This window comes from Sphingobacterium spiritivorum (assembly GCF_016724845.1).
Classification (GTDB): Bacteria; Bacteroidota; Bacteroidia; order Sphingobacteriales; family Sphingobacteriaceae; genus Sphingobacterium; species Sphingobacterium spiritivorum_A.
The window spans coordinates 3,726,097-3,741,746 of sequence record NZ_CP068082.1 but is presented as its reverse complement, the minus strand read 5'-3'; the positions used below and the strand labels follow the sequence as shown (position 1 = coordinate 3,741,746).

The 15,650-nt window shown below is 41.1% G+C and carries 12 protein-coding genes and 3 tRNA genes; 7 read left to right on the top strand and 8 right to left on the bottom strand.

The window, feature by feature from the left end:
• Window positions 1-13: 13 nt before the first annotated feature.
• From glmS to I6J03_RS15895, 6 genes are all read right to left on the bottom strand, one after another.
• Window positions 14-1,852, bottom strand: coding sequence for a glutamine--fructose-6-phosphate transaminase (isomerizing) (gene glmS / locus I6J03_RS15920; RefSeq protein WP_039989598.1), 1,839 nt, complete (start codon window positions 1,850-1,852; stop codon window positions 14-16).
• A 240-nt stretch (window positions 1,853-2,092) separates the two neighbouring features.
• Window positions 2,093-5,290 carry an efflux RND transporter permease subunit gene (locus I6J03_RS15915; RefSeq protein WP_003004361.1) on the bottom strand — a complete coding sequence of 1,066 codons (3,198 nt, stop codon included), beginning with the start codon at window positions 5,288-5,290 and terminating at the stop codon, window positions 2,093-2,095.
• A 23-nt stretch (window positions 5,291-5,313) separates the two neighbouring features.
• Window positions 5,314-6,372: an efflux RND transporter periplasmic adaptor subunit gene (locus I6J03_RS15910; RefSeq protein WP_003004364.1), complete on the bottom strand. Its 1,059-nt coding sequence runs from the start codon at window positions 6,370-6,372 to the stop codon at window positions 5,314-5,316.
• 10 nt (window positions 6,373-6,382) lie between these two features.
• The gene (locus tag I6J03_RS15905) at window positions 6,383-7,720 is read right to left on the bottom strand and encodes a TolC family protein (protein WP_039989600.1); all 1,338 of its coding nucleotides are present in this window, start codon (window positions 7,718-7,720) and stop codon (window positions 6,383-6,385) included.
• Window positions 7,721-7,755: 35 nt separating this feature from the next.
• Complete coding sequence (locus tag I6J03_RS15900) at window positions 7,756-8,373, bottom strand: TetR/AcrR family transcriptional regulator (RefSeq protein WP_003004370.1); 618 nt, start codon at window positions 8,371-8,373, stop codon at window positions 7,756-7,758.
• A gap of 138 nt (window positions 8,374-8,511) precedes the next feature.
• Window positions 8,512-9,177, bottom strand: coding sequence for an NUDIX hydrolase (locus tag I6J03_RS15895; RefSeq protein ID WP_003004373.1), 666 nt, complete (start codon window positions 9,175-9,177; stop codon window positions 8,512-8,514).
• 175 nt (window positions 9,178-9,352) lie between these two features.
• Between I6J03_RS15895 and pfkA the strand changes: the two genes are divergently transcribed.
• The 3 genes from pfkA to gap are packed head-to-tail and all read left to right on the top strand — an operon-like array spanning window position 9,353 to window position 12,217.
• Window positions 9,353-10,336: a 6-phosphofructokinase gene (gene pfkA / locus I6J03_RS15890; protein ID WP_003004375.1), complete on the top strand. Its 984-nt coding sequence runs from the start codon at window positions 9,353-9,355 to the stop codon at window positions 10,334-10,336.
• Window positions 10,337-10,356: 20 nt separating this feature from the next.
• Window positions 10,357-11,214, top strand: coding sequence for a hypothetical protein (locus I6J03_RS15885; protein ID WP_003004377.1), 858 nt, complete (start codon window positions 10,357-10,359; stop codon window positions 11,212-11,214).
• Between the two features lie 4 nt (window positions 11,215-11,218).
• On the top strand, window positions 11,219-12,217 hold the full coding sequence (gene gap / locus I6J03_RS15880) for a type I glyceraldehyde-3-phosphate dehydrogenase (protein WP_003004380.1): 999 nt from the start codon (window positions 11,219-11,221) through the stop codon (window positions 12,215-12,217).
• Window positions 12,218-12,669: 452 nt separating this feature from the next.
• Here gap and mnmA read toward each other — a convergent pair whose 3' ends face one another.
• On the bottom strand, window positions 12,670-13,761 hold the full coding sequence (mnmA, locus tag I6J03_RS15875; protein ID WP_003004385.1) for a tRNA 2-thiouridine(34) synthase MnmA: 1,092 nt from the start codon (window positions 13,759-13,761) through the stop codon (window positions 12,670-12,672).
• A gap of 186 nt (window positions 13,762-13,947) precedes the next feature.
• On the opposite strand from mnmA, the gene I6J03_RS15870 reads away from it, so the two are divergent.
• From I6J03_RS15870 to I6J03_RS15855, 4 genes are all read left to right on the top strand, one after another.
• A tRNA-Phe gene (locus I6J03_RS15870) sits at window positions 13,948-14,020 on the top strand.
• Between the two features lie 45 nt (window positions 14,021-14,065).
• Window positions 14,066-14,138, top strand: a tRNA-Phe gene (locus I6J03_RS15865).
• A 50-nt stretch (window positions 14,139-14,188) separates the two neighbouring features.
• Window positions 14,189-14,263: transfer RNA gene (locus I6J03_RS15860), tRNA-Val, on the top strand.
• Window positions 14,264-14,289: 26 nt separating this feature from the next.
• Window positions 14,290-14,688: an NUDIX hydrolase gene (locus I6J03_RS15855; protein ID WP_201693808.1), complete on the top strand. Its 399-nt coding sequence runs from the start codon at window positions 14,290-14,292 to the stop codon at window positions 14,686-14,688.
• Window positions 14,689-14,695: 7 nt separating this feature from the next.
• On the opposite strand, the gene I6J03_RS15850 is transcribed toward I6J03_RS15855, so the two are convergent.
• Window positions 14,696-15,643: an MBL fold metallo-hydrolase gene (locus tag I6J03_RS15850; RefSeq protein ID WP_201693806.1), complete on the bottom strand. Its 948-nt coding sequence runs from the start codon at window positions 15,641-15,643 to the stop codon at window positions 14,696-14,698.
• Between the last annotated feature and the right edge of the window lie 7 nt (window positions 15,644-15,650).

Sequence of the window (15,650 nt, the reverse complement as noted above, 5' to 3'; positions counted from 1 at the left end):
GTAGTTATAGTCGTTATTCTACTGTTACTGATTTGGCAAGATTACGTGGTTTATCTACATCGAGACCTTTTAGCACTCCCAGATAGTAGGAAAGTAACTGCAATGGGATTACGGAGAGTATAGGTGCAATAATCTCATCTGCCTCCGGCACGATCATGACCTCTTCAGATAATGCTGGTGAGATCACATCTCCCTCGGTAATGACAGAAAATACTCTTCCTTTACGTGCACGTATTTCCTGCATATTACTCACGATCTTTTCATGATAAGCATCTTTAGTAGCCACAAATACGACAGGAAGGTGTTCATCTACCAATGCGATCGGCCCATGCTTCATTTCTGCTGCAGGATACCCTTCAGCATGCAGATAGGTGATTTCTTTGAGTTTTAATGCTCCTTCGAGTGCTATAGGAAAATTGTATCCGCGTCCCAGGTACAAAAAGCCCTTAGCCGAAGTAAGTTTTTCGGCAAGACGCTCTATGTCGGTATGGTTCTTCAGCACATCACTGACTTTCTGCGGTACAGCATTCAGTTCTATAAGCAGTTTCGCAAACCGCTCATCAGTGATTGTCCCTTTTATTTTAGCAATCTTGAGTGCCATCATAGTGAGCACAGTAAGCTGAGCTGTAAAAGCTTTTGTACTGGCTACACCGATCTCCGGACCGGCGTGTGTATACGCTCCTGCGTGTGATACTCTTGCGATCGATGATCCTACTACATTGACTACACCCAGAATAATCGCTCCTTTGGATTTAGCGGTCTCTATAGCGACCAGCGTATCGGCGGTCTCACCGCTTTGGGAAATAGCAATAATAACATCCCCCGGATTAATAATGGGATTACGGTATCTGAATTCTGAAGCATATTCGACTTCAACATTTATCCGGCAGAGTTCTTCAATAATATATTCAGCAACCAGTCCGGCGTGCCAGCTGGTACCGCAGGCTAATATAATAATACGGGGAGCCCGGATCAGTGCCTCTGCCTGCTCCTCGATCCCTTTCATATGAATATCCATCTGTACCAGATCCAGACGGCCTCTCAGGCAGTCATAGATCGTTTGCGGCTGTTCAAATATTTCTTTGATCATGAAATGTTCAAATCCACCTTTTTCAATAGCCGAAAGTTCCAGATCAAGTTTTTGAACATAGGGAGTGATCCGCTCGTTGCCCAGATTTTTGAGGATCAGCTCGTCTGGTCTTACAATAGCAAGCTCATAGTCGTTGATATAAACCACTTCTTTGGTGTATTCCAACATCGGAGAAGCATCTGAAGCCAGATAATGTGCGCCTTTGCCAATACCAATAACCAAAGGACTTCCCTTGCGGGCAGCAATAATCGTATTGGGGTCATCCTCATCGATGACGAGAATCACATATGCACCTACTACTCTTTTCAGCGCAATACGGATAGCTTCTTCCAGAGAACATTCGTTATTGATCCGGATATCTTCGATAAAGTTGAGCAACACTTCTGAATCGGTATCACTATGAAATTCATAGCCTTTTTTGATCAGTTCAGATTTGATCTGCGCATAATTCTCGATAATCCCGTTATGCACCAAAGCCAGTTTTCCTGAAGAGGACACATGGGGATGCGAATTGCGGTCTGACGGCTCACCGTGGGTTGCCCAACGGGTATGCCCTATTCCGATCGTGCCGCTGATATCTTTACCAAGTGCCTCTTCTTCGAGTTCGGCTACTTTTCCTTTTTTCTTATACACCCCCAGCTTTGTTTGCTGGTGCAGTGCAATTCCTGCGCTGTCATACCCTCGGTATTCCAGTCGCTTCAGCCCTTTAATAATAATGGGGTAGGCATGCTGATCGCCTACGTATCCTACAATTCCACACATAAATTGATTAATATTCTCATAAAGTCTGCCCAAAAATATAAAATTCACGCAATCGATTGCTTAATATTAACAACTTTAATAATCTTTTAACGGATTGCTTTAAATTAAGCCGGTTTTTTGTGACGGGAATGTGTAACAAGGGAGGGTAAAAACAGATGAGGAGTCGTGTCTTACCAAATAAAAAAAGCCATTCCGGAATCCGGAATGGCTGATATAAACAAATTGTAAAATAAAGGTATTCTAGTGTTTGACAGACATCTCGTCTACATAATCCTTATTCGGCTCGTAGTCGGCTTTCATCAATGCTTCATAATCAAGCTTCTCATGTTGACCAAAGCGTTTCTGCAAGCTGTCGAAGATCGAATAGACAACCGGTACGATGACCAGTGTCAGGAATAAGGAGGAAAGTAATCCTCCGATAATCACGATCGCCAGACCTCTGTTCATATCCGCACCTTCACCTGTAGCTATCGCAATCGGCACCATACCGAATACCATCGCAATAGTAGTCATCAGGATCGGACGAAGACGGGCATGGTTGGCCGCGACTAATGCATCATGTGTATTGTCACCGGCGTCTTTACGCATATTGGCAAAATCGACCAACAGAATCGCATTTTTACATACCAGACCAATCAACATGATAATCCCAAGGATCGTAAAGATATTCAGAGACGTATCCGTAAGAGCCATTAACAGTAATGCTCCGATAAAAGACAACGGTACAGAGAAGATGACGATAAATGGTGTGACAAAACTGTCATACAGAGACACCATCACCAGGTAAACAAGGATTATAGATGCTAACAATGCAAATCCTAATGTACCGAAACCTTCCTGCTGGTTTTCCATATCACCACCCCACATATAACTCACTCCCGGTTTACGCGGCAATTCTTTGAATTGAGTTTCCCACTCTGCCGCAATTGTTCCGGACGGACGTCCGATAACCTGCGCTTGTATAGATACAGAAGGTGATTTGTCACGACGTTCCAATAAGGTCGGACCTGAACTGTAACTGATGGTTGCAAATTGTTCCAGACGTATTTTCTGTCCCATATTATTGATAAACAACAGATTTCTCACGTCTTCGATATTCTTACGGTCTTCTTCACCAAAGCGGATATTGATATCATATTCATACTCACCGGCACGGAATTTACCATCCGTGTTACCACTGAAGGCTGTTTGCATGGCCATACCTACTGTAGAAAGTCCCAGGCCAAGAGAATTCATCTTATCGCGATCCACCTGCACATTGATCTCCGGGTTACCGTCTTCAGATGTCAGCTTGACTTCTGTAGCTCCTTCGATCTTACGCAACTGATCCGCCGCTTTATTCGCAAATTCAAGGGCATCTTTCATATCCGAACCGATTACAGTCATCGTGATAGGTGCCTGTTCAGCTCCCATCATACCAACGGTTACTGTTTTCACTTTAGAACCGACAAGTTCTTTTTCAAGTCCCCTCTTCAGTTTGGCACCAAATACTTTAGTACTCTCGGTTCGTTCCTTCTGGTCTATCAGAATGACATGGATCTCTGCCTTATATTTCGTACCGGTAGTACCTCCCATACCATCACTGGATTGTCCGACAGTAGTAATCGTACGTTTTACTTCCTTAAATTTAGAGATATAAGCTTCGGCACGTTGCGTCATAAAGTTGGAAGATTCGATAGAAGCATCCTTGTTCAGTTCCAACTGCACCAAAAACTCCCCTTTATCTGAAGACGGGAAAAACTCCCCACCGATATAGCCGGCACCCACCAGACCTAAGGATGCCACAAAGACAATCAGTACGATAAACAGGGTGATCACTTTATTTTTACGGGAATCAATACACCATTTCAACAGATCCGAAATACTGTGTGTGAAAGCGGTCAGTCCTGCTTCAAAACCATGTATAATCTTACCAAAGAAAGTATGCGGATTGATGTGTTCTAATTTACCGAAACGGGAGTATAACCATGGCACTACGGTGAATGATACCAACAGAGATAATCCTGTCGCAATAATAACCGTCACACAGAACTGAGCCAGGATATTAGCGACCAGACCACTTGCCATCGCAATAGGAAGGAATACCACCACGATTACCATAGTAATCGCTGTTACTGTAAATCCGATCTCCGCCGCTCCGTCATATGCAGCTCTGATCTTGCTCTTACCCATCTCCATATGCCGGTGAATATTCTCCACAACTACGATCGCATCATCCACAAGAATACCGACCACAAGACTGAGTCCCAGAAGACTCATCAGGTTGAGCGTATACCCCATCAGATAGATACCGATAAATGTAGCAATCAGTGACAATGGAATCGCCACCATGACGACTGCCGCATCCCGTAAACTGTGCAGGAAGAATAACATGATCACACCTACCAGTACAATCGCTAGGAAAAGGTCAAACAAAACGTTATTAGCTGCTTTCAGGGTATATTCGGAAGTATCATTCGCCACCAGAATCTTGATATCCTGATCTTTATAATCCTTTTGAACTGTCTCAATATTCGCTTTTACGAGTTTACTAACCTCCACTGCGTTAGCATCAGACTGCTTTTTAACCTGCATCAGGATAGTATTTTTCTGATCCAGACGAGCAATCTTTTCAACCTCTTTCTGACCGTCTTCGATATCAGCGATATCACCCAAGCGGATCGGAATATCCAGAGATTGTCCTCCGCTACCGGCTGCTTTAGCCGTAATAGGCAGATTACGCATATCTTCAATAGATCTGTATTTACCTGACAACCTGATCAAAATCTGACTGCTTCTGGTCTTTACGTTACCGGTAGGGAAATCCAGATTGGAAGATAAAATATCCTGCTGAACCTGAGCAATACTCAATCCGTAACCTTCCATTTTCTTAGGATCTAACGTTACTTTGATTTCACGCTCCTGTCCGCCGATCATATCCACTTGCGCAACCCCGTTGATGCGGGAGAAGATAGGTTGTATTTTCTTATCCAGCAGATCGTAAAGCTCTTTCTCAGACAACTTACTGGTCACGGAAAGATTCATGATCGGCATATCATCCAGTGAAAATTTAACCAGTGACGGAGGATCCACATCATCCGGTAAATCTTTCAGGATAGCATTTATCTTACGTTGTGCATCATTCAATGCATAGTTGGCATCTGCATTATCATTAAGGGTAATCATGACTAATGATAAACTCTCATATGACTTTGTCTCTACACGTTTTACGTTCTCCAGAGAAGATATCGCATCCTCAATTTTCTTGGATACGGTATTTTCTACCTCAGAGGGCGAGGCTCCCGGATATACGGTCTGTACTGTAATAACATTGATTTCAAATTTGGGAATCAACTCATAGCTTAACAGCTTATAACTAAATAAACCACCCAGCGTAAGTATAATAAACAGTACGATGATTATACTGGGGCGCTTTATGGAGATTTCTGAAATTTTCATGAAATATCTTTTGTTTCAAACAATTATTTAATAATGCTGATCGGCGTATTGTTCAGCAAGTTGATTTGTCCACTTGTAATCACGATCTGACCTGCAGAAAGTCCGTCCAGCACTTCTACATAGTCACCGAAATTGCGTCCGGAAGTGATTGTCTTAAGGACTGCTTTATTGTTTTCATTGACAAATATCTGATTGGAACTTACACTACCTACAAATGCTGTTCTAGGGACAGTGAGTACCGGTATTAACTGATCTGCACCAAATACTGCAGTACCGTACATACCTGCACGAAGTTCATTATTAGGATTGTTTTTTACCTCGATCTCTACAGGAAAATTAAGACTTCCGTCCGCCTTAGGAGCAATGAAGGTAATCTTTCCTTCGAAAGATTTGTCCGGATATACACTTGCAGTGATTTTGATATTCTGACCAACTTTAAGCTTTACAACATTCTTCTCGTCAACATTCACTCTTAGTTTCAACGTACCGACATTCACCAGTGAAAACATTTCTGTACCAGGAGATACATAAGTACCCGGTTCGATTTTACGTTCGTTGATCGTTCCGCTGATCCCTGCTCTTACCGTTGCATCAGAAGCATTCAGCTGCGCACTTTTCAGGTTATTCAGATCACTTTCCATTTTTAATTTGGCCTGATCCAATTGTTGCTGTGTCACACCTCCTGTCTGAAAAGCATTTTTGTATCTTTCGTAATCTGCTTTAGAAGTATTATACGAGGCCTGTGCATTCTGTGTATTCACATTCAGCTTGTCTCCTACTACAGTTGCAAGTACTTGTCCTGCGGTCACAAAATCACCTTCATCAACAAGTACAGTTTTTACTCTACCCGGTGTTTCGGCAGATAATCTCATCTCTTTAAATGGCATAAATGTACCATTAGAAATATACTGGGCATTCATTTCGCGAACAGCAACAGTATCAATACGCACAGCTACTGCTGCATTCTGTTGTGCTACGATTTCAGTTTCCGCTTTATTCTTTTCTTTATTCTTATTCAAAATAAACATAATACCAGCCAGTGCTGCTACTATAATTACGATGGTTATGATTGTCCGTTTCATCTGTGGTTAATTATTCGTTGATAAGTGATTTTAAATTCCCGTTTGATTTAATAATTTGTATTTCAGCAACTTTGTAATTCAACAAAGCTGTAGAATGATTGTTTTGAGCTTCAGCATATGCTTTTTCTGCATCTAAAAGATCTGTTAATGTAGCCAAACCATTTTTATAGTTATTCTCAACATTAGACAGCACTTCTTTCGCAAGTTCCATATTTGCCTGTTGCATATTGATATTCAGAAGGCTGTTTTTCAATTGCTTCTGTGCATTATTCGCGTCGGTCATGAGACTTAGTTTTTTATCCGAAATATCCACATCCAGCTTATCGATATCGATCTGTGCCTGTCTTACTTTAGAGCGTGTCGAGAATCCGTTGAATATCGGGAAGGAAAGATTCACACCGATGGAAGCAAAATTCGCCCATACCCCATTGTTGTTAACCAATGGAAATTTCTGTCCGAAACCGGCATATCCATAGCTTGCCTGTAGAGATAAAGTTGGATAATACTGAGCTTCAATTGATTTTTTATTGAATACATTCAGTTCTCTTTGTGTAGCCAGCAATTTTATCTCCGTTCTGTTGTCCAGTTGAGCTGTATCCAGATTAGCGATTTTAAGATCTATATTAAATGTACTTTTCGGCATCTGAATATCTTTATTGACATCCATACCAATTACAAATTTCAGTGCATTCTCTTTCAGCTGGATTTCATTCATCTTTTGCAATTTGGATGATTCCAGATTGTTGACAGCTACATCTGTACGATCCAGATCTATTTTTTTAGCCAGTCCGTTTGAATATGAACCAAAGATGACATCACGTGTTTTCCGGGTACTTTTGAGATTGCTCTCTATGGTTTCCAGTTGCATTTTTGCCTGATATACATCGTAGTAACTGTTTGCTACACGTTCGATCAACTGCTCTTCCGTCATTTCATGATTAACCTGATAGAAAGCTCTTGTAGTATTTGCTGCTTTCAGACCCGTAAATACCGATTGATTAAAGATCTGCTGAGTCAGTGAAACAGTTGGAGTCGCCTGCCATTTCTGTCCCATCTCGACTAATGTCGTTCCGCCTGTCTGTCCTGTAAAATCCGGAAGAGCAATTTTCTGTATAATCGGATTGTAGGTCAAACCTGCACTCAGGTTAATTTGAGGTAAAGCATTGGAGCGCACTTCGCTGATCTTATTTTCTGCATTGATTACATCCAGTTTTGATTTTTTAGCATCAGCTTTATTCTGAAGCGCATACTGTATGGCCTCTTTGAGTGTCAGTTCTTCCTGAGCATGTGCAGAACCTAAGATTCCAATGCTCAGCAGGACCATTAACAATTTGCTTATTCTATTCATATTTATATTTAGTATGTACATTGTGATTGTCTTCTCTATTTTTTGCGCATGCCGTAGAACATAATCTCAGTGACCTCTTTCTGTCTTTCCAGGATATCATCCAGATTATCAATACTCGGATATCCCTGTATAATATTGGTCACATTTCCCATCAATCCGAGTCCTCGCATAGTATCGCTGTAATTTTTGGCCAGATAACGTGGATCCAGATCAGCTAATTCGCCCTGCTCCCTGGCCTTTTCGAAGATTTGACAATATTGATCTTCATCCTGCTGAATAAGAGAATCTATCTCTAATGAAATACTCGGATCTTTGATCCAGTCTACATTTTCAAATATGTAGAACATGTAATATTTCTTTACGAAGAAGGCCCGTATATCCAGTAATCTGTTCAACAGTACCAGTACTCCTCCTTTTTCGGTATTCATGGCATCCCGTTCCACCACATCCATTTCAGCCACTATAGCCAGAATAGCCAGAATAGAATCTTTGATCAGGGAAATTTTATCAGGAAAATAGTAATAAAGATTAGCTTTTGTCAAATGCACATCATCTGCTATCTCACTCATGGTGGTTTTCGGAATACCGAAGTGAGCAAAGCGTTTGAGAGCGGCTTTAACAATCTGGTTTTTCTTCTTTTGTGTATTATCCATTTTTTTATTTTTGACTTTTTACAAATCAGGGTCAAAAGTAAAAAAAGAGCAATAGAAATCAAATTCCAGAGATATAATCTTGAAAAAAGTAGCGAAAAAAGACTTTAAGATGACAATTATCCCTTGTGAAAGAAATAATTAATCTTCATGCGAAAATGCTTTGTGGAATTTGCGTTTATCCAGTTTATATAATCGGGCCGCCCGATACGAGACACCTTTCTGAAATTCAGCGAGTTCTTTCAGGAAGCCGTAATTGAGCATTTTTTTTCTAAAATTACGTTTATCCAGCTTTTTGCCGAGAATAGCTTCATAGACCAGTTGTAATTGTGTAAGGGTAAATTTTTCAGGTAATAATTCAAATGCCACCGGACTATATCCGATTTTACGTTTCAATTTTTCGAGACTAAGCTCTATAATTTGTTTATGGTCAAAAGCCAGATCCGGAAGTTCATGCACAGAAAACCAATTGGCCTGTCGCATATACGATGTCACAGGTTTTACTTTGATCTTTGCATGATCCAGTTGCATAAGAGCAAAATAGGCTACGGTCAGAATTCGTCCCTGCGGGTGTCGCTTCAATCCGGCTAACGCAGCCAGCTGTTCCATATAAATATCTTTCAGTCCTGTATTTTCGTACAGAATCCGTTTGACGGCATCTTCCATCTCCTCGTCGTTGTTTACGAAAAAACCAGGAAGAGCCCACCAATCCTTGAAAGGATATTCATTTCTTTCTGTCAGTAAAACTTTTAAATAACCGTCATGGAAGCCAAATATGACGCAGTCAATGGTAAAATTTGTAAACAATGCTCAATAATTTATTAGTTTAAGACTTCTAAACGATAGACCTGTACGAATTTACACATGCCTTCTACACAAGTATCCGTTAAATATAGCAAAGTAACAAAAAAAATAATCAAAAAATTTAATAGTGTAAAAAATACACTGTATATTCGTGAAACCTGATTAAAGAAATAAACACGTGAATACAATATCAAATATAGGAGTTTTTACATCCGGAGGAGACGCACCGGGAATGAATGCCTGCATTCGGGCAGTCGTCCGTACAGCGGTCTACGAAGGCAAGAAAGTGACGGGCATATATCACGGGTACCAGGGTATGCTGGATGGTACATTTGTCGAAATGAACAGTCGCTCGGTGAGCAATATTATCCAAAAAGGGGGAACTATTCTCAAAACCGCAAGATGTATGGAGTTCAGAACTCCGGAAGGAAGAGCCAAAGCTTATGAAAACCTGAAAGCACAGGGCATAGACGGTTTAGTCGCTATCGGTGGCGACGGTACGTTCACAGGAGCAGATTTTTTCTCCAGAGAATACGACATCCCGGTAATGTGTATACCAGGCACGATTGACAATGATCTGTATGGATCAGACTATACATTAGGATACGACACCGCTACCAATACAGTTATTGATGCCATTGATAAAATTCGTGACACAGCAGCTTCACACGGTCGTCTCTTTTTCATCGAAGTGATGGGACGTGATTCGGGCTGTATTGCGCTTAATGCCGGTATTGCCGGAGGAGCAGAAGCCATTATGCTTCCTGAGAAGGAAACAGCTATAGACGAGCTGATTGATCTGTTGGAGCGTGCTGCTTTTAAACAAAAAACATCTACTATCGTTATCGTAGCAGAAGGAGATAAAAACGGTGGTGCGTACAATGTCGCCAAGCGGGTCAAAGAAAAATTTGATTATTATGACACAAAAGTTAGTATATTAGGGCATTTACAAAGAGGGGGGTCTCCAAGTAGTTTTGACCGCGTACTGGCGAGTAGAATGGGATATGCAGCTGTAAAGCACCTCCTTCAGGGAAAAACCAGAATGACGGTAGGTCTTCGAGGAAATGAGATCATCCTGACTCCTCTGGAAGAAGCCCTCAATAACAAGGAATTTAAATTAAGTAACGATATGTTAGAGATTTCCCAGATCATGGCGATCTAGACATATTATCTATAAGCAATATGATTGCAGTCGTTTTTAGTGGATCAAGGTATGCGGATTGGCGATTGGCCGATAAGAGCCGTGTTGTCAGTGGTTTCAGAACCACAGGAATCAATTCTTACATTCAGGATGAAAGATTTATAACGCAGTTACTGAATAAGAATACGAACCTGATTAATTATGCTGAAAAAATAAAACGTATCTATTTTTTCGGTGCTGGCGCATCGTCTCTGGAAAGACAAACCAAAATCAAAAAAGTATTTGAATCTTTTTTCAAAAATGCAAAGGTAAAAGTCAATCATGATGTACTGGCCTCTGCTATCTCTACTTTCGGAGATGAAAAAGGCATCATCGGTATACTGGGATCCGGATCTAATGCAGCATATTATAACGGCAGAAAAATACTTAAGAACAATTTCGGAATGGGCTATATTCTGGCAGATGAAGGCTCTACAAACTGGATAGGCAGACAGCTTTTAAAAGATTTTCTAAGCGGCACCATGCCGGTAGATATACGCGAAAAGTTGTTGTCCCGATACAATCTGGATCGTAAGATCATCCTCGAAAAAGTCTATAACCATCCCAACCCCAATATCTTCCTGACCTCGTTTGCTGATTTTGTACAGGAGAACAAAGATGAACCTTATTTGTCTACTATTATAAAAGAAGGTCTGTTCTTGTATTGCGATACGTATCTCGTACCGCTGAGCGAGCGTTATCCGGATCACAAGATCAACTTTACAGGATCTGTAGCGACGCATTATGCAGATTGGCTGAGAGATATCGGTGAAAATGAATTTGGTCTGGAAATCGGAACTATCATTAAGGAACCCATTCACAACTTAGTAAAATATTATTTAAATCTCAATAAAAATTAAAAAGATGAAAATTGGAATCAACGGATTTGGTCGTATTGGCCGCTTAGCATTCAGAGCTGCGATCAATCGCCAAGATGTAGAAGTAGTAGGTATCAATGACCTCGTAGAGCCAGACTATATGGCATATATGTTGAAATACGATTCAACTCATGGTAAATTTGACGGAACTGTTGAAGTAAAAGACGGTAATCTTGTTGTAAACGGAAAAACGATCCGTGTCACTGCAGAAAAAGATCCGGCTAACCTGAAATGGAATGAAGTAGGCGCTGAAGTGATCATCGAATCTACAGGTCTTTTCCTTACTCAGGAATCGGCACAGAAACACATCGATGCAGGTGCTAAAAAAGTGGTTATGTCTGCTCCGGCAAAAGACGACACTCCTACTTTCGTAATGGGTGTAAACCACAAAGAACTGAAAGCTGATCAACATATCGTTTCTAATGCATCATGTACAACTAACTGTTTAGCTCCTGTGGCAAAAGTATTGCATGACAATTTTGGAATTCTGGAAGGTCTGATGACTACTGTTCACGCGGTTACAGCAACTCAAAAAACGGTAGACGGTCCTTCAGCAAAAGACTGGAGAGGCGGACGCGGTGCATACCAGAACATTATCCCTTCTTCAACTGGTGCTGCTAAAGCTGTAGGTCTTGTATTGCCTTCTCTGAAAGGTAAATTGACAGGTATGTCTCTTCGTGTTCCTACTGCTGATGTATCTGTAGTAGACTTAACAGTACGCCTGGAAAAAGGTGCTTCTTATGAAGAGATCAAAAAAGCAATGAAAGATGCTTCAGAAGGTGAATTGAAAGGTATTCTAGGTTATACGGAAGATGAAGTAGTTTCTACTGACTTCTTAGGTGACGCACGTACTTCTATCTTCGATGCAAAAGCAGGTATCTCTCTTAACGACAACTTTGTAAAAGTTGTAGCATGGTACGATAACGAGTGGGGTTACTCTAACAAAATCGTAGATCTTGTACAAGAAGTAGGTAAATTATCGTAGTCTTCGATAGGTCTACACCTTATATAACAGAAAAGGTCATGGTATTGCACCATGACCTTTTTTAATTAAAGAAGGAATAATAGATGATGAAGAACAACATCACCACAATTAACCCGAATAACTTGATTTCCTTCGACTTCCTCATCATCTGTACTATAGATGCAGTAAGAATAAGAATTCCATAATACGCAGATACAGCTGACAGGATCGCTGACTACTATATGAGTAGAATATAAGCAGAAGTAAGGTTTTACTTTGAAACAGATAACCGTCCCTGTCAGCAGCGGCAAACTTCTGCACCGGTGGACTGTATTGTTCTGTTGTTTGGGCAGTTGCTAAGGCGGCAACTGAAGATAAGAAACGAGGTCGCCAAACTTCTGTTCAGCAACATTCCGGTTTCGCCGGAACAGGATGCTGTATCAGGTGCAGACAACCTCTTTTCCTGTAAACTGTTATTTCATTAAAAATCCACCCCCGATCAGGTCGTTTCCTTCGTAGAATACGGCTGATTGTCCGGGGGCTATTCCCTTTACATAATGTTCAAAATCTACTTTCATAATATCGCCTTGTTGCGTAATAGTAGACAATGCACCGGAATCCTTGTAACGTATTTTTGTCACAGCTTCCATCGGCTCTGAAAGACTGGCATACTTCACCAGATTGATATTACGTACATAGGCTTGTGCTCTTTCCAGTTCATGTTCTTCTCCCAGCATTACAGAATTACTTTCAGGCAGAATCTCGATCACGAACATAGGTTTTCCTAATGCGATCCCCAAACCTTTACGTTGTCCGATTGTAAAATACGGATAACCGATATGCTGCCCTACTACGGTACCGTCAGAAAGGATAAAATTCCCCGGACCTACCTTTTCATCCAGATCGGGCATTTTATGTCTTAGAAACGCTCTGTAGTCATTATCCGGCACAAAACAGATCTCATAGCTCTCCGACTTATTCGCCAGCTCCATTTGTCCCATATCAGCAGCCATCTGACGGATTTCTTTTTTTGTAAAACTTCCCAATGGAAACTGGGTACGTGCGAGATTCTCCTGCGTCACTCCCCACAATACATAGGACTGGTCCTTATTCTCGTCTCTTCCTTTAGATATAACATGACGTCCGTTTTCATGCAAACGGATATTAGCATAATGTCCTGTAGCGATAAATTCACAGTCCAGTTTATTTGCACGTTTGATCAGTGCTTCCCACTTGATGTGTGTATTGCACAATACACAAGGGTTTGGCGTACGACCTGCAATATATTCATCTACAAAATTATCGATTACGTAATCTCCGAATTCATCCCGGATATCTAATATAAAATGCGGAAATCCATAGTTTACAGCCAGTGCACGTGCATCATTGATGCTATCCAGACTGCAGCAACCTGTCTCCTTGGATGAACCGCCTGAGGATGCATAATCCCAGGTCTTCATCGTGATCCCTATCACTTCATATCCTTGTTCGTGGAGCATTACGGCTGCGACCGAACTATCCACTCCACCACTCATTGCTACTAGTACTCTTCCTCTTTTACTCATTTTAACGTATTGAAGTGCAAAGATAAGGCTTATTTCAATTGCAGCGTGTTTATTTGGTGTAATTTTATCTTAATCAAAATCAATGCTTTGTCGATTATATGTAAAATAATTGAACCAAAAAGTTTCGGAATTCAAAAAAAGAACATACATTTGCAACGCAAAGAAAAATTATTCTCTGCTGCAAAAGGTGCCATAGCTCAGTTGGTAGAGCAAAGGACTGAAAATCCTTGTGTCGCTGGTTCGAATCCAGCTGGCACCACCTCAAAATCTGACAAGAAACAGATTCAAATAAAAATCTTGGTAAGGTGCCATAGCTCAGTTGGTAGAGCAAAGGACTGAAAATCCTTGTGTCGCTGGTTCGAATCCAGCTGGCACCACACCTGAAAAGCTTCGGATTCATCCGAAGCTTTTTTAAAATGTTCCAATTGGGAAATTAGCTCAGCTGGTTTAGAGCACTACCTCGACAAGGTAGGGGTCACTGGTTCGAACCCAGTATTTCCCACATTCTTTTCTTAACTTCACCCTTACATGACAGAAATAGATAAAGTTGCCCTGATATATATTCAGGATCGCAGGATTCTGACCGCACGTTCAAAAGGGAAAGACAAATATTATATTCCCGGCGGTAAACGTGAAGCCGGAGAGAATGACACGGCCACACTTATCCGGGAAATAAAGGAAGAACTGAATGTGGATGTGATCCCTTCCTCTATTCAGTTTTGCGGTATTTTCAGAGCACAGGCAGACAGCCATCCTGAAGGAAAAATAGTCAGGATGACTTGTTATTCAGCGCTGTTTGAAGGAGAATTGACTCCTATGAGTGAAATAGAAGAATTGTCTTTTATGTCTTCTGCAGATGCAAAAAGATGCTCTGCTGTAGATGAGATCATCTTCAAACATCTGCTGGATGAAGGATTGATTGACTAATCTCTGCTTAAAGAATATCCCTTACTTCGAGATTGGCTCCGTAATATTCTTTAAGTAGTCTGCCGTCTCCGTGTATGGTCCATATCTGACGGGGCTGCACCTGATCTACATAATCCAGAATATCCTGCCAGTCGACATGATCCGATATATACAGTTCTATATCATTGTGCTGTTGCAAACGCTTCCAACCTGAAGCAAATGCGCGCTGTACCTTTGTAGCTCTGAAATAACTGTTAAACGTCATCGGAGGTACTAAATAGACTTTATCAGGCTCCCCTTGTTTCATGATCTGCCTGTTATATGGCTCATACTTCATAGGGAAATTACCCAGCTGATCATAAATACGATGGAAAGGCAGTATATTATGGTGAACGAGTACCTTTCGCTCAGGACAATGCTGATTTAAGAGTGCTGTGATCCGCTGTGCCTTTCCTAAAGCATAACAACCCAATAAAATATTAAAAGGACGATCTTTGAGCTTCAGGATCTCTGTCACTGCATCCGGATGACTCACTTCAGGATTTGCAAATGTACTTTCGGTAATCAGTACATCCGCCTTAACAATATGTATAGGTTCACAGGTAGGATCCGTATCCACTTTATAATCTCCCGTATATAAATAACGTACTCCCTTATACTCCATTAATATCTGTGAAGAGCCCAGAATATGCCCCGCAGGAATAAAGGTCAGTATGACTTCAGCAATGTTAAACGGCTCTTCAAATCTTTTGACAAGGAAGGTATGCAAAGGCTGCTTACTGTACCTGTACTGCATAAAAGCTGCCGTAGCTTCAGTAGCTATAATCTGTGCATGTCCTTTGGTCGCATGATCAGCATGCGCATGTGATACTACATCTATACGCACAGGCTCTAAGGCGTCAATATAAAAATCTCCGTAACGGCAATAATATCCTTCTGGTCTCCGAACTAAAAAATCGGCCAGTATATCGGGCATAATATGA